This is a genomic window from Brevibacillus sp. HB1.3 (assembly GCF_013186635.1).
Taxonomy (GTDB): Bacteria; Bacillota; Bacilli; order Brevibacillales; family Brevibacillaceae; genus Brevibacillus; species Brevibacillus brevis_D.
This window is the reverse complement of the sequence record NZ_JABMIT010000005.1, coordinates 438,164-456,868: the sequence shown is the minus strand read 5'-3', so window position 1 is coordinate 456,868 and position 18,705 is coordinate 438,164. Positions and strand designations below refer to the sequence as shown.

Annotated in this window: 13 protein-coding genes; 10 read left to right on the top strand and 3 right to left on the bottom strand. The window is 49.8% G+C overall.

Going from position 1 to position 18,705, the window contains the following annotated elements; genetic code table 11:
* The first annotated feature begins 1 nt into the window (after position 1).
* From HPY31_RS15075 to HPY31_RS15055, 5 genes are read left to right on the top strand one after another with little or no spacing between them, the layout of a single operon-like run.
* On the top strand, positions 2-1,705 hold the full coding sequence (locus HPY31_RS15075; RefSeq protein ID WP_172141368.1) for a hypothetical protein: 1,704 nt from the start codon (positions 2-4) through the stop codon (positions 1,703-1,705).
* A gap of 30 nt (positions 1,706-1,735) precedes the next feature.
* Positions 1,736-2,719, top strand: a complete 984-nt coding sequence (locus HPY31_RS15070; protein WP_172141367.1) for an AAA family ATPase — start codon at positions 1,736-1,738, stop codon at positions 2,717-2,719.
* The gene (locus tag HPY31_RS15065) at positions 2,716-3,597 is read left to right on the top strand and encodes a DUF58 domain-containing protein (protein WP_172141366.1); all 882 of its coding nucleotides are present in this window, start codon (positions 2,716-2,718) and stop codon (positions 3,595-3,597) included. The genes HPY31_RS15070 and HPY31_RS15065 overlap by 4 nt, the downstream gene beginning before the upstream one ends.
* A gap of 16 nt (positions 3,598-3,613) precedes the next feature.
* On the top strand, positions 3,614-5,488 hold the full coding sequence (locus HPY31_RS15060; protein WP_172141365.1) for a vWA domain-containing protein: 1,875 nt from the start codon (positions 3,614-3,616) through the stop codon (positions 5,486-5,488).
* The gene (locus tag HPY31_RS15055) at positions 5,478-8,321 is read left to right on the top strand and encodes a VWA domain-containing protein (RefSeq protein ID WP_172141364.1); all 2,844 of its coding nucleotides are present in this window, start codon (positions 5,478-5,480) and stop codon (positions 8,319-8,321) included. The genes HPY31_RS15060 and HPY31_RS15055 overlap by 11 nt, the downstream gene beginning before the upstream one ends.
* Positions 8,322-8,359: 38 nt before the next feature.
* Here HPY31_RS15055 and HPY31_RS15050 read toward each other — a convergent pair whose 3' ends face one another.
* Complete coding sequence (locus HPY31_RS15050; protein WP_172141363.1) at positions 8,360-10,510, bottom strand: multicopper oxidase family protein; 2,151 nt, start codon at positions 10,508-10,510, stop codon at positions 8,360-8,362.
* A gap of 231 nt (positions 10,511-10,741) precedes the next feature.
* On the opposite strand from HPY31_RS15050, the gene HPY31_RS15045 reads away from it, so the two are divergent.
* A complete protein-coding gene (locus tag HPY31_RS15045) occupies positions 10,742-11,506 on the top strand; it encodes a class I SAM-dependent methyltransferase (RefSeq protein ID WP_172141362.1) in 765 nt (254 codons plus the stop codon).
* A gap of 210 nt (positions 11,507-11,716) precedes the next feature.
* The gene (locus HPY31_RS15040) at positions 11,717-13,441 is read left to right on the top strand and encodes a methyl-accepting chemotaxis protein (RefSeq protein WP_172141361.1); all 1,725 of its coding nucleotides are present in this window, start codon (positions 11,717-11,719) and stop codon (positions 13,439-13,441) included.
* A 309-nt stretch (positions 13,442-13,750) separates the two neighbouring features.
* Here the strand turns inward: HPY31_RS15040 and HPY31_RS15035 are convergent, their stop codons facing one another.
* Both HPY31_RS15035 and HPY31_RS15030 read right to left on the bottom strand, forming a co-directional pair.
* Entirely contained in the window at positions 13,751-14,890 is a 1,140-nt protein-coding gene (locus tag HPY31_RS15035; RefSeq protein WP_172141360.1) for an ABC transporter permease, read from the bottom strand.
* Positions 14,887-15,630 (bottom strand): ABC transporter ATP-binding protein, encoded by a 744-nt coding sequence (locus HPY31_RS15030; protein ID WP_172141359.1) that lies wholly within the window; start codon positions 15,628-15,630, stop codon positions 14,887-14,889. Before HPY31_RS15030 ends, HPY31_RS15035 begins: the two co-directional genes overlap by 4 nt.
* 217 nt (positions 15,631-15,847) lie before the next feature.
* Here HPY31_RS15030 and HPY31_RS15025 point away from each other — a divergent pair, with 217 nt between their 5' ends.
* The 3 genes from HPY31_RS15025 (at position 15,848) to HPY31_RS15015 (ending at position 18,671) form a co-directional block, all read left to right on the top strand.
* The gene (locus HPY31_RS15025; RefSeq protein WP_172141358.1) at positions 15,848-16,267 is read left to right on the top strand and encodes a hypothetical protein; all 420 of its coding nucleotides are present in this window, start codon (positions 15,848-15,850) and stop codon (positions 16,265-16,267) included.
* Positions 16,268-16,376: 109 nt separating this feature from the next.
* Complete coding sequence (locus HPY31_RS15020) at positions 16,377-17,021, top strand: SurA N-terminal domain-containing protein (RefSeq protein WP_172141357.1); 645 nt, start codon at positions 16,377-16,379, stop codon at positions 17,019-17,021.
* A gap of 141 nt (positions 17,022-17,162) precedes the next feature.
* On the top strand, positions 17,163-18,671 hold the full coding sequence (locus HPY31_RS15015; protein ID WP_172141356.1) for a spore germination protein: 1,509 nt from the start codon (positions 17,163-17,165) through the stop codon (positions 18,669-18,671).
* Positions 18,672-18,705 lie beyond the last annotated feature (34 nt).

The window sequence follows — 18,705 nt, the reverse complement described above, 5'->3', positions numbered from 1 at the left end:
CATGTTTACCTCTAGAGCGAACGACGAGCTGAAGTCACTGCTTGCACCCATTCGAAAGCAATTGGGCTTGCGTGTATGGATACAGCAGCTAACAGTTTATGGTTTGTGGGGAATAGGGGCGAGTCTGGTCCTCCTCCTTCTTGCCCGTATCTGGCCAATTCCGTTTTACCATTGGATCGCGGTTGTGCTGCCAGTGCTTGTTGTCATCACAGGTCTGGCACGCGCGCTTTGGATGCGCCCTACCTGGCTCCAATGTGCACAAGTGGCAGACGGTAATGGTTTGGCCCAGCGAGTCGTCACAGCATGGGAGAATCAAGAGAATCAGTCGATGGTAGCAGGTATGCAGAGGGAAGACGCCTTGCAGCATCTGCGTAAAAATTTGCCGCAAATCGTGGAGAGTGTCCGCATCTGGTCGCAGATCCAAAGAAAGGTGTATGTCACAAGCAGCTTGCTATTGATGTGCTTGGTGCTGTTTCTTTGGCCCAATCCTCAAGACTTGCGACTGGCCCAGATGGCAGAGGAGAAGAAAGCCATCGCGCAGGTAGAGAAAGAAGTAGAGGCAATCAAACAGGACGTGAAAAAGAATACAGACTTAACGGACGCGCAGAAAAAGCAGCTGGAGGAAATGCTGGAGCAGGCAAAAAAGGCTTTGGCGAAAGCAGACGACCCGGCAGAACGTCAAAATGCCTTGCGCGCTGCGGAAAAACAATTGGAGAAGGTCAGAGATGCAGAGCAGCGCAAAGAAAAAGCGCTGCAGGCACTCCAGCGCAGCTTGGGTAATCAAGAAGGGACAAAAGCCTTGGCTGGTGCGATGGAAGCGAAAGATCGACAAGCGATGACCGAGGCTCTGGCACAAATGGCAAAGGCCATGGAAAGCATGCCGCAAAAAGAGCGGGAAGAGATCGCCCGTGAACTCGCAAGTGCAGCAGAGCAATTGAAAAAAGAGGCAGAGTCTGTCGACTCGAAGGAGCTGGAGGATATCGCCAAACAACTGGCAGAGGCAGCCCAGCAAACAGCCCAAGGGCAAGCGCCTCAAGCGATGACGGCACTCGAGAACAGCTTGATGCAAGCCATGACGGACATCCAGCAATCTCAGCAAGCCATGCTCGCAGCTATACATGCCGCGGCCTCGCTCAATCAGTCGCAAATGACGCTTGCCAGTGCAGGCACACAAGCAGGAAATGCTGGGGCGAGTGGATCTGCGGCAGGAACGGCAGCAAAAGGACAGGCGACTCCAGCATCTGGGTCACCTGGCAATCAGCCATCAGCGGCGACACCGGGAGCAGGTACCAATCCGAATCAAGGGGCGAGCGCGGCAAACCAGCCTGGGAATGGAAACGGCAATGGCAATGGCAACGGAAATGGCAACGGGAACGGCAATGGGAACGGAAATGGAAGCGGAAATGGAAGCGGTCAAGGCGGTGGCTCCGGGTTAGGAAAAGGCAAACACGAGCTCGTTACCATCCCGGCAGATCGCATAGGTGGAGACAAAGGACCCGTTGATACGGTCGGAGGCTCACTCGGGTCAGGACCTTCCCAGTCACAGCAAAGCGGAAACACACAAGTTACCTCCGGTGGAACGTTGCCGTACGAGGAGGTTTACGGTCAGTATGAGCAATTTGCCCGTGAGAGTATGGAAAAAGGCAGTATTCCCGGCGATTATCAACAGATCGTGAAGGATTACTTCAGCAAAATAGAGCCTTAGATCATTCAACAACAGGAAGGAGACACAGCGATGGCGCAGCAAACGCTTGAGGATTGCTTGCAGCGAGTAGAGCTTGTCAGGCAGGAAATTGGAAAGGTATTGGTAGGACAAAAAGATGTGGTCGAGCAACTTCTGTGGGCCGTGTTTGCAGGAGGACATGCGCTTTTGGAAGGCGTACCCGGATTGGGCAAAACGCTGCTTGTTCGGACGCTGTCCCAAGCCTTCGAGCTGTCGTTTCAGCGGATCCAGTTCACTCCGGACCTGATGCCGACAGACATTACGGGAACGAACATCCTGTTGGTCGACGAGAAGGGACAGCAGTCCTTCCAATTCCAACATGGGCCGATCTTCGCTCACGTCGTGCTGGCTGACGAAATCAACCGGGCGACGCCAAAGACGCAAAGCGCCCTATTGGAGGCCATGCAGGAGCGAACCGTTTCAGCTGGAGGAGTGACTCGTTCGCTGCCGGAGCCGTTCTTCGTTCTCGCGACCCAGAACCCACTGGAGCAGGAAGGGACATACCCGTTGCCAGAAGCGCAAATGGATCGCTTTTTATTGAAGATCGACGTGCCGTATCCGACGGAAGAAGAACTGAAAATGATCGTGCGGCAAACGACCACGAGTCAGGTGATCACCGTGGAAAAAGTGGCCTCAGCCGAGCAAATTGCTGAGATTCAGCAGGCAGCGCGTGAAGTGCTGGTTGCCGATGCGGTGCTGGATTACGCCGTGAAGCTGCTTTTAGCGACGCATCCGGGGGAGTTGGCCATTGCTTCGGTGAACAAATATGTGCGTAACGGTGCTGGTCCGCGTGGCGTGCAGGCGATTGTCTCCTTGGCAAAGGTACGTGCATTACTGGCTGGGCGATACAATCTGGCGTACGAGGACGTGACAGCAGTTGCTTTGCCAGCGTTGCGCCACCGAATTTTCCTCAATTTTGAAGGAGAGGCAAACGGAATCCGACCAGACCGCGTCATTATGGATATTTTGGACGAACTGGGGACACAGAAGGTATGAATCAACACCTGCTTGATCCGTCATGGCTCGCCAGACTGGAGCGAATGCAGATGGCTAGTCGCAAAGCGGTCAGCGGCAGCCAGGCAGGAAAGCGAAGGGCGAGACAATTGGGCAGTTCCATGGAGTTCGCAGACTTTCGGGCGTATGTTCCCGGCGATGACTTGCGGCAGCTCGATTGGAATGCGTATGCCCGTTCAGGCAAGCTGTTTTTGAAAAAGTACTTGGATGAGACCGAGCTTCATGTGAACTTGTATATCGATTGCAGTCGTTCGATGAGCTACGGGCAACCGAACAAACTGACCCGTGCTGTCGAGATTGCCGCGGCTCTTGGCTATTTGTCCCTGTGTCACCTCGATCATGTGTCAGTCTATGCATTTGACAGCCGCATTACGGCAGCACTTACCGGGCTGCAAGGAAAGAGCCAGGCGCATCGCTTACTCAGCTTCCTATCTTCCCTGCAAGAAGGGGGAGCAGGTGATATACAAACCGCAATGCGCCAGCCCGGGGCTGTGAGGGGCAAAGCTGGCACATCCATCGTGCTGTCGGACTTTTTGTTTGAGTCAGGCTATACGGAAGGCATCGCCTATTTGCAGGCGGCCAAACAAGAGGTTACGCTGGTTCAGGTGCTTTCCAAAGAAGAGCTTGCGCCCGAGTATGCGGGAGAGCTGCGGTTGATCGATTCAGAGACCGGGCAGGCAAAAGAAGCATCCTTGACCAGCCTTTTGATGGAAGAGTATCACAAGAGCTTGCAAGATTATCAACAAGAACTGTCCGCGTTTGCTTATGGAAGAGGAATCGCCTTCGTGTCTGTAGAGGCGGAACAATCTCTAGAATCGATTGTCTTCCATGTCTTTCGTCAGGCCGGCTTGATTCGCTAGAGAGGAGAGAGACAACATGCAGTGGATGGGTTTGGGCAACTTGTGGTTTGCGCTGATAATCCCGGCCATCATCGTCCTTTACCTGCTCAAGCGAAAAGTAGAGGATCGTGTCATACCTAGTACACTCCTGTGGCAGCGCACGTTGCAAAACTGGGAAGCGGTGAAACCATGGGAAAGGCTGCGGCGCAACCTGTTGCTGCTGCTGCAACTGCTCGCTGCCTGCTTGCTCGTGCTGGCTTTGATCCGACCGGCCGTGCCCACTGAGGGAATCACATCGGACCATACGATTTTGGTAGTGGATACATCAGGGAGCATGATGGCAAAGGAAGGAAACGAGACGCGGCTGGAACGAGCCGTTTCACAAGCAAAAGCTCTCGTAGAGAAGCTGGGAAGCGGACAGACGATGACCCTCATTGAGGCAGGACGTGAGCCAAATGTTTTAGTTTCCAACAGTGCAGATAAAGAGCCGCTCTTGCAAGCCATCGAAAAGCTTGCTCCTTTTTCCGGGACATCCGATCAAATCGCAGCCTTGTCTTTGGCAGGAGCCATTGCAGAGAATGAACCAGGCAGTGGAGTGGTTTGGATGGGGGACGGAAGCGGGGAACGCAAGCTGGATGGAGGCTCAGTCCCTGCTTTTTCCGGGAGCTTTCAGTTCATGCAGATGGGAAGCACCCGTGAGAATACGTCAATCGGTGTTTTTGTGACCCAACCAACGGAAAAAGGGGTAGAGGGACTGCTGCGGGTGGACAATCACGGCAGTATGCCTGCGAAAGGAAAAGTCACGGTTTTTGATGAGCAAGACAAGTTGCTGGATACCGATTCTTTTGCGATTGGGGCAGGCAGCTCCCAGACATTTTCGTTTCAGAAGCTGGCGGTGTCTAGCGTCTATCGTGCAGTCATCGAACCGGAGCAGGATGGACTTTCCCAGGATAATGTCATGTGGAGTGTTCCATTCGCTGCCGGGAGGGGAAAAGCAGCGTTCTATTCGCCAGAGGGGAATCGCTTCCTCCATCAAGTATTGCAGACAGTCGGAAGTCTTGAGGTGGAAACGATTCAGCAGGCCCCGGATGCTGCGGCTGATGCGCGTGACCTGTGGGTTTTTGACGGAGTCGTGCCAGACCAGCTACCAAAAGGAAATCTTTTGTTGATTGCTCCGAACAAGAAAACAGAATGGTTGCCGCTTGCCGGAGAAAAAGAACTGGATCAACAGCCAAGGCCAGTTTCCCCGGATGACCCGCTGCTCAAGCACGTAGATTGGCGAGATGTGCACATCGCCAAAGGATACGCATTGGACGAGATGCCTGGTATGAAGCCATTGGTACGCGCAGGCGATGTCGATCTGGTCAGAGCCGGGATCATAGACGGTCGACGAGTAGTCATCATCGGATTTGATTTGCATGCATCGGACTTCCCACTGCGTCCTGCTTTTCCGATTTTCATGCAAAATGTCGTCAACTGGCTGTCACCTGGTCAAACAGCCCCAATCCCTATGGCACATCCGGGAGAGGTCTTGAGCCTCCCACTCTCACCGGGAGCGACAGCACGTACCTTGACGTATCCGAATGGACATCAGCAGTCTCTTACGGAGGACGCCACGTCCAAAACGATGCAGCTACCGGAGTTGACCGGATTGTATCGCCTTGACGAAGAGATAGATACAGGCACCAAAAGTACGTATTTTCCTGTCCAAATGAATGAGGCAGAATCGAACATTACACCAAAGTCTTTGAGCGTTGCTCGGAAGAATACCGAAGAGCAAAAGGAGAGTGAGGAAGCAACAGCGACTGACACAACAGGAGCACTGGGAACGAAGGAGTTGACCTATTGGTTGGCAGCGTTTGTTCTCTTGGTGCTATTGGTGGAATGGAGGGTGTATCAGCGTGGGTATTAACTTTATACAGCCGCTATTCCTGTTGCTATTGCTTCCTGTTGCGTACGTCATCATCAGCTGGTGGCGACATCAAAAGCAAATGCCAATCGGCAGAAAGGCAACAATTGTTACTATTCGTTCGCTTTTGTTCCTCCTTCTGGTTTTGGCGTTGGCAGGGACACAGCTGCTGACACCTGTTCAGGCGAAAACGATTGTGTTTGTTGTAGATCGATCGGCTTCCATGAAGGACGATCCGCGAGTTCTTTCCTTTTTGCGGGAGGCGGTCGGTCAAAAGCAGGCAGCGGATAAGTATGCTGTCATTGCAATAGGTGCAGAAGCGGCGGTCGATCAACCGATGACGATACGCGAAGAGGTACAGCCCTTGGGCGTGGATGTCAACCGAAATGCAACCAATTTGGCAGAAGGAATCCGATTGGCGTCTGCCATGATCCCTACTAATGCCAGAGGAAAAGTCGTTTTGCTAACAGATGGTCTGGAAACAAGCGGAGATGCAGCACGGCAGACAAGACTGGCGAGGGAGCGAGGAATCGCTGTAGAGGCTGTATCCTTGCAGCAACCAAGCGGGGATGAGGTCGTCCTTACATCTGTACAGGTGCCGCAAAGACTGTATGCGGGAGAGGAATACGGCATCACCGTTGATGTGGAGAGTACGATAGCGACCGAGGCTATCCTTCGCCTGTATGAAGGCAATCGCGAGGCTGGTCAGCAAACGGTACAGATTGGCAAAGGCAACAATCGCTTCGTTTTTTCGCAAAAAGCGATGCAGCAGGGTTTCCATCGCTATCGTGTGGAAATCGAGCCACGACAAGATACCGTAGCCGCGAACAATCAGGCAACAGCCTATACGCAGGTAGCCGGGGCACCAGTTGTACTCGTAGCCGAAGGGCATCCAGGTGCCGCCAGCAACCTCATTCAAGCGCTGGAAGCAGGCAATATCAAGGTAGAGCTACGCGATCTCGCCCTTCTGCCAAAGGAGCTTGAGGGCTACAAGCAATTTGCCTCCATTGTACTGGCAGATGTGCCCGCAACTAGCATGACTGATGCGGATATGGAACGCATCCGGACTGCTGTACGTGATTTAGGCATTGGTTTGATCATGACAGGTGGTAAAGATAGCTTCGGTATGGGTGGCTGGTTCCAGACACCAGTCGAAGAAGCATTGCCTGTTCACATGGATTTAAAAGGGAAGGAACAGCTCCCTTCGCTCGGACTTCAGCTGGTCATCGACAAGTCGGGCAGTATGAGCTCTGATGCCAGAGGTGCGGATAAGATGGCACTGGCTAGGGAAGCCGCGATACGAGCGACAACCATGATGAATGCACAGGACTACATCGGGGTGATCGCATTTGACGATACACCATGGGATGTCGTAGCTCCACAATCTGTCACGAAGCTGGATGAAATCCAACAGCAGATCAGCAGAATTCAAGCGGATGGCGGGACCGATATTTTCCCTGCCTTACAGCTGGGCTACGAACGTGTAAAGGCGATGAACACACAGCGCAAGCACGTGATCTTGCTCACAGATGGGCAGTCTGCACTCGACGACGATTACGAGGGTCTGCTACAACAAATGACAGCTGAAAATATTACTGTTTCAACAGTGGCGCTGGGGGATGATTCAGATAGGAGGCTGCTGGAGATGATTGCCGAGTTAGGAAAAGGCAGATACTATTTTGCAAATGATGCCGAATCCATCCCGAAAATCTTCAGTAAAGAAACAGCCTTAGCCAGCCGCACGTTTATTGTGGAGAAGCCTCAAGTACCAGGCTATACAGGCTTGGGAGCTTGGCCGACGCTGAAGCAAGCGTTGCCTCCGGTGCGTGCGTATATCGCGACAACACCGAAGCAAACAGCCGAATCATCCTTGATGAGTGCTGACGATGATCCGATTCTCTCCCGCTGGCAGTACGGTCTGGGGCGTTCTGTCGCCTGGACGAGTGATCTGGAAGGGAAGTGGTCACCGGACTGGGTGGCTTGGGGAGGAAACAGCCGTCTGTGGAACGAAATCGTGGCATGGACTTTCCCACAAATTACAGAAGGCGCTTGGAAGACGACCACGAGCGTGAACGGCGCAAAAGGCAATGTGAAGGTTACGATGCCAGCTGGTAAAAGCATGCCTCAAGAGATGGAGGCAGTCGTTCTCAATCAAGAGATGAAGCGAGAGGTCATCAAGCTTAAGCCGGTTGCTCCAGGTGTCATGGAGGGTGAATTCGAGACAGCTGATCCGGGCACGTACATGATTCAGATCTCACAAAAAAATCGAGGCCAAGTCAAGGCGAGCCAAACGACAGGCTTGACCGTTTCCTATTCACCCGAATACGGAATCCATGCCGATGGTGAGAAGCGACTTCAAGAGTGGCTAAGTGCTGGTGGAGGGAATCAGATCATCAAGCCGGAAGAAGCTTTTGGTGGCACGCTTCCCGATAAATGGGACACACAGTCAATCAGTGAGTGGTTACTGATGTTGGCGGCGTTGCTGTTGCCGATCGATATCGCCGTTCGTCGTCTGCAGTTGCCGGATCAATGGTGGGTAAGGCTTTCCAGTCTATGGAGATTGCGCAAGTCCACGTCTGCCGATTCTGAACAACAGGCAGTATTGTCTCGCCTCGGCGAGAAGCGCTCTGCAACAAGACGGACACGCGAAGAGCGGACAGATGACCCGAAAATCGTATCTGCTCCCCTTATTCATCCGGTAGGAACGTCTGGAAATCGGGTGAAGCCAGCGGCAGTCCAGACCGAGCAGGCAAAAGAGAAACAGGAGAAGCAAACACAGCCTGCCGAAGCGCTAAACAGACTATTGGCGGCCAAGAACCGGAAAAAGTCTCAGTAATGGATAAAAAAGAAAACAGCAGCCTAGCGAAAGAATCGCTACGGACTGCTGTTTTCTTTTTGGAGATGTTCTTCATACACGAGCGGGATTGCGATACCAAGAGCAGTTTCATCTTTACGAGGGCCCTCTTTTAACGATACATCAGGATTATTCGCGCGGAAAGCAACTTCATAGGTTTCACCCGGCGCTATCTGGAGAGTGTCCGTCCACCATGGACTTCCTGTAACCTTTTTGCCGTCTCGGCTCAAGATGAGCATGTGATGGCCGTGCAGATACAGCGATTGATCCTGAAAGCTGCGATTGACGAAGGTCAGCTTTATGAGATCGCCCTCTTCAAGCATCATCCGGGTATCAGGAAGCAAGTCGCCATTTACAGTCGACAATCGCTCGAATTTACCGTCATAAAAACCATACTGACTATCAATGAGCAGTTGATATTCCCGATCAAAATGGGAAGAGAGATCAAAAGGCAGGGCAGTCGGACTACCGTAACGTGCAGGGTCAAAGACAGAAAGCTCTGCGTTTAAGAAGGGTACAGCGTCTTTGGACCCGTCTGGACGTAAGAGCAGCCCCTTGTCATGCTGGTTGGCAGCTGGAGCAAATAGCACGGGACGATTCGGCATCGTAAACTGAATGTCGTATCGTCCGCCAGCCCCCGGTTGCAAGGCTTGATTGGCAATCAAATTCGGTTCGTTTACCTCGGTTCCGTCTATCGCTACCACCTGAAAAGGAGTTCCTTGCAGCAAATAGGTGGCAGGAGCATTTTCGGCGTTTATAAAGCGAAGGCGAACCGTTGTGCCAGGAGGAACTGTTTCAATTTTTTGCGTATCTGAGCCGTTTAACGTCGCGCCTGCCTTTTCGTCCTTGTGATGAATCATGGCGATGTCGCGGATGGGTTTGCCTGTAGTCGTAGCATCGGCTGCCTCGATCACAAGGGCACCGAATAACCCGTTCACTACTTGCCCAGGAATTTGCTGATGAGAATGGTACCAGTACGTTCCTGTTTGTTCTGCACGAAAACGCAACACAGATTTTTCTCCTTTTGCAAGGCGATCATTACTCGCGGGAGCCTGCATGCCATGCCAGTGGATGTCTATCCCTTCGGATATATCCTGGTTCAGCAGGGTGATTTCCACGAGCTCACCTTGCTTCATACGCATCTCAGGTCCGGGATATTGTCCGTTCAGGGTCCATGCTTCTACGGTTTTGCCTGATGCTTGACGGATGGTTGTTTTCTGTGCGCTCAGCGAAAACGTTCGATCAGGGTTTCCTTGTTTTGGTTTTGTTGATGCATCGACATTTCTAGGTTTCCCTGTGGAAGGCATCGAATAGGCACTTGCCTTTACAGGGAAAACGAAATCGGGGAGAGCGTGATCGTCCTGATTCTGAGCTCCCAAGGATGGATGATCGGGAAGGCGGCTCGCTATCATCGCTTGATTTCCCCAGATCGTCGCAAGTAAAGCAGTCATCAGGAACAACACGGCAAAACGGATGAAGCGGAGCAGACGGCGCGGTTTTACCCAGTTTTCCGCAGTGGAGTGGTATTGATGCTGCCACGATTGCTGAATCCAAAGCAGGGAGACCCCAGCTAATAATACACCCCAAGCAAGAAATAAAATGGACGGCTCCAACGTAACAGCAGGAAAAAAGACTTGAAGGAAAAGTGCAATTAGACAGCCCAAGACGGTAGCTTGCAACGGAACGAGCAATTCTGGGCAAGATGCGTCTCCTCGCCACTCTGCATCTAACGTGTCGTCTAGGTCAGGGGAGTTTGCTTTTACAGGCCGAACATTTTTCTCTTGTAACAAAATTCGGGTATAATCCGTATCTACTTGTGAATGTCTCGAATCTCTGCCTCCTTTTCCGGCCAACTCCCACAGTCGTGGAAAAGTAGAGAGCAGGCAGAAAAGCAATGGAACAAAAATAAAAGGTAAAAAGCCAAGCAGCTTATCCTTTATGTAAAGCCAGCCAAAGGATTCAAACAAAACCCACGTCATCACCAAATGCCCCGCAAAGACAAAAAGGGCCGACCATGAAAAACATAAAGTGATGCGAGCACTGCTTATGAAAGCCCGTTTCGTCGGACGGAAAACGAGCTGGTTTGCCATGATTGTAGGGACCAGCATGACGATGAGAAGGACCAGAAACAATCCTTGATGAATCCCGGCAAGCACTTCAAAATCAGCCATGATCAGTTCCTCCTGTTTACTAGTTCGATACTAATGATATAGAGAAACGGCTGAGGACCAAACGTACTGGGGCAGTATTTTCACTCCGCCTTAAGTCGGAGAAGTATATTAGAGAGGGGATTTTCACTCATGTCCTTTGACTTTGTACAAACGTAACAACGCTCCCGAGCTCCTCCTGCCTCGTCTGGTTTGAACGCGAACAGACTGATATAAACGAGAGGAGAAGCAAACATGGAAAAGAAGGATTGGATCAAAAGCTTTCAAGAGGAAGTAGAGGCACCATTCGCTGGGTGGGATTTTGCCAGATTGACTGCGACAGGCAGGATGCAGGATGCACCACTTGGCTGGAACTATGTAAACCTCGTGAAAAAGAACATGCATGGGATCAGCTCTATGCTGGAAATGGGAACGGGTGGTGGAGAACTGTTTTCTAAGCTTGCTCCGTTCCCTTTAGAAACGTACGCGACAGAAGGCTATGAGCCGAATGTAGTGGTGGCAAAAGCCAATCTGGAGCCCCTGGGTGTTCGTGTGTTTCCGGTAGACGGGGAAGAAATATTGCCATTTGAGGATCAGTCACTTGACTTGATTATCAATCGACATGAAGCTTATTTGCCTTCTGAAATAAAGCGTCTGTTGAAGCCAGGGGGCATATTTGTTACCCAGCAAGTAGGAGGTCAAGACAATCTCGAGCTGAATCGATTGCTGGACGCTCCCATTCCGCAAGATTACTTGCACTGGAATCTAGCCTATGCAGTGAACGAACTGGAGGAAGCTGGTCTTACGATTGTGGAGCAAAGAGAGGAAATGGGTTTTTCGCGTTTTTACGACATAGGTGCCATTGTTTACTATCTGAAGGCTATCGAATGGCAGATTCGCGACTTTACTGTAGAAAAGTACGCTCAAGCCTTGCTCGGTCTGCACCAGAAAATCGAAGCGGCTGGTTATATCGATATTCCTACCCATCGTTTTCTCGTGATTGCCCAACAAAAGTCCTAATTAAATCACTACCGATTGTCGATAAGACTGGTAGGGAGTGTTTAGGAAAAGCGCCCTTTTTGGGTGCTTTTTTTATCGAGTAGCACCGTGTGAGAACAGCAACGCTGATCCTTTTATGAAAAGGCAAACCCTCCCGCAACAAAGCGCCCGCTCCTGAGTGGGTGGTCCGCATTACACATATCGTAACCGGCGAAGGAGAAGTGAAACAGGATGAGTAAGAGCTTGGCAACACGGGTCGTTGCTCTTGTAGCGGTGATCATTGCCGTCATGATGGCAATCAATATTATCATGATTTACGAAAACAGCGTAGCTACTGTTGAAAAAACACTCTCGCGCTCAAGCATCAACACAGCATTACATATCTCCCAAGGGCTTGACTCAGAGAAGATAGCGACATTTATATCTCAGCCAAAAGAATCTGACGACTACTGGTCGATCCGAAATACGTTGCTTGAGTACACCCAAAAAACCGGTGCCCTTTATATTTATATTCTTCATGCAGATGGTGAAAAGGTAAAGATTATGGTGGATGGAACGGCGAAAGGAGCAGAGGGAGCATCTGCAATTGGTCAAGAGACGACCTCTACAGGCATGGCTGATATTGCTCCTGTTCTCGCAGGGGGATCGAACAGTACGCCAATTGTCAAAGACCCTGTGTACGGAGACTACCTAAGTGCATTCGCACCGATTGAAGATCCATCTGGTCAAGTAATTGCTGTGTTAGGTGTAGATACTGCGGCAGACAAGGTGGAGCTGATTAATGATCAGGTTTTGGATGAAACCATGCCGCGCATCATCATCGCTATGATCGTCGTAACGATTATTGCTTTGGGTACTGTATTCTTTTTGATCAAAAAGCTGCTTCGTCCACTGCAGGTTGTACAAGAGGCGTCTATGCGTATTGCTTCTGGTGACCTCACGTCTACCGAGATTTCCGTTTCCAACAAAAAAGACGAGATTGGCCGAATTGTCGTTGCTTTTGGTGAGATGACGGCACAGCTGCGTCAAATCATCGGCGGAGTAAAAGAGACCACGGAGCATATCGACACCATGGCGAATTCCATTCGGGAAGGTGCCAACTCTGTCCGCGAGCAAAACAAAAATATCGTGGTCACCAGCCAAGAGATTGCCCAAGGGAATGAGCAGACAGCAACTGCGATGGAGATGACGGTGCAAACGGTTCAAGAATTCTTGAGCGAGCTGTCTGAATTGAATACGGCGATTGACGAGATGGATGCAGTATCCAATCGCGTGTCTGATATCGGAGAGAGCAGCTATAAAGTATTGCAAGAGTTTTTGGCAGATGGAACAGAGACGAACAAACAATTTCATGAAGTGCAAAATACAATGGCAATTCTCGAAGAAAAATCGAGCCGAATTAACGACGTGATTGAAACGATTCAGCAAATCGCCGGACAAACCAATCTGTTGGCGTTGAATGCAGCCATCGAGAGTGCGCGTGCTGGCGAGGCGGGCAGAGGCTTCGCAGTGGTAGCGGGGGAAGTTCGCAAGCTGGCTGAACAGACAGGTGCGGCAACTCATGTTATTCAGGAGAGCATCAAAGATATTCAAGATCAGGTAAGACAGGCTACGGAAAAGACAAATGCGACGCTGGATCGCTACAATGCGGGTACAGAGCGTTTGGATTCCGTTACACAAGGCATTACTGCGCTGTCTGATATGACACATACCTTGAAGACGTCGCTTGCGAATGTTATGGCAAGTGTAGAGACGATGAAGCAAGGTCAGAACAAGGTGAATGAATCCGTATTGACGGTTACTGCCATCTCGGAACAAACAGCAGCAGCCACCGAAGAGGTATCTGCTACGATGCATGAGGTCAGTGGAAACGTTGATCAGTTCGTGTCTGAAACGGAGCAGGTGACAGACAGCATTCAAGAGCTGCGCAGCAAGGTGGATACGTTCCGACTGTAGACAAATTACTTTAGCTATAAATGAAAAACAGCTCTTCTACTGGCAGGATGATGCCGGGAAGAGCTGTTTTTTGTGGCTGTAGTGGGGGAAGAAGCGCATTTCCAGTCTACGCTTCGGCCTCCGCCCCGCTGAGGGATGGACTGGCCGCTCCGGGCTGAATGGCGGGAGTCGCTTCAAAAGTAGTGGTTTCGATGAGGAGTTTGCAGAGTTGAAGCTAAAAGCACTCCCTCCATTCAGCACTCCGCTTTGTCGGGCTCCAGAGGCGCTTGGACTGGAAATGCGCTTCTTCCACGCGGCTTTTGATATTAACTACAATAACCCAATGAGCATAAGCACTACACCGTGCAAACCCAACAGAACCATACGCAGCCAGTTAAAAGCCTGTCTCATATGACCATCCCGAATCGGAAAGATCGAATACCCATTGCACTTTTGCTGATGTCGCCAGAGGCTGTTGATCTGGCTGGCAGTCATGAAGAGAAAGAGCAGACCGGCAATGATTTTCGCATATGGGCTGGGCAATATGAGAACGACGAAGGCTGACAGCAGGAGCAGTCTGAAATAAGTGCCCGCAAAGTCACCAGAGCGAATAAATTTTTTGGTAAACAAATGACGTCCTGCTGTTGATTGACGGTAAGGCAGCAGCTTCGTCAGGGTAATGAGCCACGAGCGTGATTTCACTTGGTGCTGCATGGCAGGTACATCCCGGAAGTTGTTCACGAACTGATAAAAGCGGTGACGCAAGCCGCTTTCGATGGCCAGTAGGCGATACCATTGTAGAAAATGTTTTTTCTTATAAGTCAACAATCGCAAATGGAGCCAGATTAAGAGCGCAGCGCAGATCAGAACGCCAAGTGGGATAGGACCTACGCGCAAGAATTGTCCTTCACTCAATACCCAGGCGAGGAGGATGTACGAAAAGACAAATCGAGCGAGTGTATAGAATCCGATCTTCTGCTGATCTGGCAAACGTAAGAACGTCCAATTGCTGTAAATATTCCAGCCCTTCAAGAGCAGGGGAATGCACCAGTAAACCCACAGTTGTACGCCTTGTGCGCCTACGACCCCTGTATACATAGGCATGAGCAGGAGCAGGACGATAAACACCACCATGCCCTGAATGGCAAAATTGTAAATGAGCGCCTTTCGGAAATAGCGATCCAGTCTTACTTCATGCGGAGTCAAAAAAAGCAAATCCGCTTCCAGCAAAAACGTGCGCATGGGGCTTCTCACCACGACGATTGCAATCACGAGCGCCATCGCATACGGCAAAGGGAACCAGTCTGGAATCATCGCGATGATGCTGCGGTAGTAGAAGGCAAGCAACCCCATCAAAAAGATCCCAACAAACGCTAAACCGCCATTTGCCATGTACTGGGCATACCGAATGAATTCTACGGAAAAGGCATGGAACCGTTTGCGAAATAATTGATCAACGTCTATTTTCACTGGCCGTCATCCTCTACGATATGTAAGTATATGTCGTCCAAAGAGCTATCTGGAAGCCCTGTCATAAGCCGAAGCTCCTCAAGCGTTCCTTGGGCTCTGATCTCGCCTTTGTGCAAAATGATGAATCGGTCACAATGCTTTTCGGCGGTCGCCAAAATATGTGTGGACATCAAAATGCCAGCCCCTTGCTCCTTGCAACGGTTCAACCACGTGAGAAGAGAACGAATCCCTAGCGGGTCCAGACCCAGGATCGGTTCATCTACGATATACAGAGGCGGTTGTACGAGCAACGCCATCATGATCATGAGCTTTTGTCGCATCCCTTTGGAAAACTGCTGAGGAAATCGGTCTTTCATTTCCTCCATGCGGAATTCTTTTAAGAGAGGACGTGCTCGTTCATAAAAAACTTCCCGGTCCAGCCCGTGGCTCATGGCCATTAACTCGATATGCTCCCACAGCGTAAGCTCTTCGTAATAAATGGGGGACTCGGGAATATACCCGTAAGACAAGCGATAGTTTTCCGGATCAGATTGAAAAGTCTTCCCCGCAATGCTGATTTCACCTGCGATGGGTTCCAAGAGTCCTAGAATATGCTTGATTGTCGTGCTTTTGCCTGCGCCATTCAGCCCGATTAGGGCCACAATTTCTTTTTCGCGTATGTGAAAGGAGACATCTTTAATTACAGCGTGGTTGTAAGAGTACCCACCCGTTACCCCTTTTACCTCCAACAAGGTTGTCATGGTATCCTCCTTTATGAATAAACGGTTATGTCCCCGTTTATTTGAGAGAAATGCTAGATAGTCTTCCTTCTATTTTAGCTGAATTCAGGATTTGGAAATACATTTGTTTGCCGCCTTTTTTACACGAGACTGAACAAAGAGGGATAACCGTACAGGCAATGCTCCTCTTTGCTACATAAACAAGTAGTATAAAGGACGGACGGGGGAGGTGGAATCTATGACAGCAGGACCGTATGATAATCAGAAAGATATAGATCAGCATATCCAACGTATCTATTTGAAATTAGACAAATTCGAAGAACGAATCGATCAGCTTGAGGGACAAATGTTAGTCGTCACGAAGTGGTTGGAACGAATTGAACATCGATTGGGGCGCATGGAGGATGTGCGTTACGATGTACTGCAAGTTTTGAACAAGCTACAGACTGAATTAGAAACGAAAGCAGAGAAGACGGAAAAAGACAAGGATATTATCCTGCAATTACTGTCTAATGAAAATCGGGACAAGGAAGCACTTGCTCAGTTTATGGAAGTAGAAAAAGACAGGAAACAAGAACGCTTTCTACAGGTTTGGGCAGTTTTAGGTCCTGTCATCGCCTCCGTTCTCTCCTCTTTTTTTACCCGATTTTTTATGTAGCGCATAATATGTTTAAAATGTGGAAAAGTTGTGTAATACGCTTTCCATTTTTCTACCATAACTTCTTTCTATACTTGGAGGGCAGATTATAGAAAGAGAGGATATCCAAGTGAAGAAGTTTGATATTTCCATGCTTACGGTTGCCATATTAGTAACGGGGTTAGCTGTTTTAGGTTTTTATCAATCATGGGCAAAAGGCAATGACCCTGTATTGGTAACAGCTGGCGATACCTCGATTACACAAAATCAGCTTTACGGTGAAATGAAGAAGACGTACGGAAAATCAACGATACATGAACTTGTTGCGGAAGCGTTAATCAAGCAGGAAGCCAAGGCGCAAAACGTCGCGGCGACGCAAGAAGATATGAATAAAGAGATTGATTCGATGAAAAAACAGGTAGGCTCACCTGAGGCATTCCAAAACTACTTGAAGAGTATGGGAATGACTGAGGCCCAACTGCGGGATAAGTTGAACGTGCTCATGACACGGGATAAGTTGTTGGATAAAGCATTCCCGGTTACCGAGGAGCAAATCAAAACCTACTATGATACAAATAAAGCACAGCTGGGTTCACCAGCACCTGAGTTTGATAAAGTCAAAGATCAGATCAAGATGATGCTGACTGACCAAAATCGCAGTCAGAACTACGGTACCTGGTTAAATACGCTTCAGGATAAACACAAAGTAGAATGGAACGACCCTTCCTTTGACGATCCATCAGCGCCAGGTGAAGAACAAATACCTGCTCCATAGTGTAGAACTTATACCAAAGACCTTGTCCTCTTCCATGAGTGCGAGGTCTTTTTCTGTGAAAACGGTCATGGACGTTTTGTTTAGTAATGGGGGCAATCGGAGAAACTGTGTTCATAATTGCCGATGTGAGGAGCAATCCGAATGGCTCAGATTGGTTGCAGCCTGGACGACAACGTTCACTATATAAAAGAATCGCTCGGATACAGTAATGACATAGTGATTCGAGAGGTAGTCCTACATAACCTAGAATCTGTTCGGGCAGCTGTCATGTATGCGGATGGCATGGTTGATTCGTATCTGGTACAAGCCGTCTTAATCGACAGTCTCTTATACAAGATGCGCTTGAAGGAATGCGAAGGGATACGCAAGGATGAGTTTGTTCCCTTTTTAAAAGAATCCATCTTGACCGTAGGGGATATCGGGGATTTATACGATTTCCCCACCTTGTTTACAGCATTGCTGTCTGGCTGTGTCATCATTCTCGTGGATGGCTGCTCGCAAGGAATTCATATTGGTTTGCAGGAATGGAAGGATAGAGGAGTCACCGAGCCGTCATCACAAACAGTCATTCGTGGTCCACGGGAGAGCTTTACGGAGACACTTCGCACGAATATTACGCTACTGCGGAGACGGATTTCCAGTGAAAAGCTATGGATTGAGATCAACAGAATCGGCGAGGAAACCAAGACAGAAGTCGCGGTTGTGTATATGAAAGGGATTGTAGAAGAAGGTGTGGTAGAAGAAGTACGTAATAGACTGGATCGAATCAGCATTGATGGCATCATGGAAAGCGGAATGATTGAGGAGCTGATCCAGGACGAAGCCTACACACCTTTCCCCACCATCTCTAACTCAGAGCGCCCAGATGTAGTGGCCGCAAATCTATTAGAGGGACGCGTAGCGATTCTTGTAGATGGGACTCCTTTTGTTTTGACCGTGCCTTCTCTTTTTGTTGAGTTTTTCCATTCTGCGGAAGACTACTATCAGCGCTTTGATTTTAGTACGTTGATTCGCATGCTGCGCTTCGCCTGTTTTTTTATAGCGCTGCTGGCCCCCTCTCTCTACATCGCCATTACGACGTTCCACCAAGAGATGCTCCCGACACAGCTTCTGATCAGCTTGGCGGCACAGCGAGAAGGAGTGCCCTTTCCAGCCTTTATTGAGGCGATCATGATGGAAGTGGCTTTTGAGATATTGCGAGAGGCTGGAATCCGCATGCCACGTGCAGTAGGTCAAGCCATTTCCATCGTGGGAACACTGGTCATCGGACAAGCAGCGGTGGAAGCCGGGATTGTTTCGGCAGCGATGGTCATTGTGGTTTCGATTACCGCGATCTCCAGCTTCATTTTCCCAGCGAGCAACATGTCGATTACTGTGAGGATTCTTCGTTTTCCCCTGATGGTGCTGGCTGCTTCTTTTGGTATATACGGAATTATTGTAGGGATGCTAGCCTTGGTGCTGCATTTATGCAGTCTGCGCTCGTTTGGCGTACCGTATATGGAATCATTTGCTCCTTTTTCCTTGAAAGAGCAAAGAGACACGATTTTTCGCTTGCCACGCTGGGCCTTGGATAAACGGCCTGAATCGATTACCAAAAACAATTTGCGACGCCAATCAAAAGGGATAAAGCCATTACCACCGCAAAAGTAAGAAGCTTTCCACAGCATGTAAAGGAGTGAGCACC

Bases quoted from the DNA above. Each gene is read 5' to 3' on its own strand.
- HPY31_RS15050 (WP_172141363.1), bottom strand. From the start codon at position 10,510: ATGGCTGATTTTGAAGTGCTTGCCGGGATTCATCAAGGATTGTTTCTG.
- HPY31_RS15015 (WP_172141356.1), top strand. From the start codon at position 17,163: ATGGCTCAGATTGGTTGCAGCCTGGACGACAACGTTCACTATATAAAA.
- HPY31_RS15040 (WP_172141361.1), top strand. From the start codon at position 11,717: ATGAGTAAGAGCTTGGCAACACGGGTCGTTGCTCTTGTAGCGGTGATC.
- HPY31_RS15075 (WP_172141368.1), top strand. From the start codon at position 2: ATGTTTACCTCTAGAGCGAACGACGAGCTGAAGTCACTGCTTGCACCC.
- HPY31_RS15045 (WP_172141362.1), top strand. From the start codon at position 10,742: ATGGAAAAGAAGGATTGGATCAAAAGCTTTCAAGAGGAAGTAGAGGCA.
- HPY31_RS15060 (WP_172141365.1), top strand. From the start codon at position 3,614: ATGCAGTGGATGGGTTTGGGCAACTTGTGGTTTGCGCTGATAATCCCG.
- HPY31_RS15030 (WP_172141359.1), bottom strand. From the start codon at position 15,630: ATGACAACCTTGTTGGAGGTAAAAGGGGTAACGGGTGGGTACTCTTAC.
- HPY31_RS15025 (WP_172141358.1), top strand. From the start codon at position 15,848: ATGACAGCAGGACCGTATGATAATCAGAAAGATATAGATCAGCATATC.
- HPY31_RS15070 (WP_172141367.1), top strand. From the start codon at position 1,736: ATGGCGCAGCAAACGCTTGAGGATTGCTTGCAGCGAGTAGAGCTTGTC.
- HPY31_RS15065 (WP_172141366.1), top strand. From the start codon at position 2,716: ATGAATCAACACCTGCTTGATCCGTCATGGCTCGCCAGACTGGAGCGA.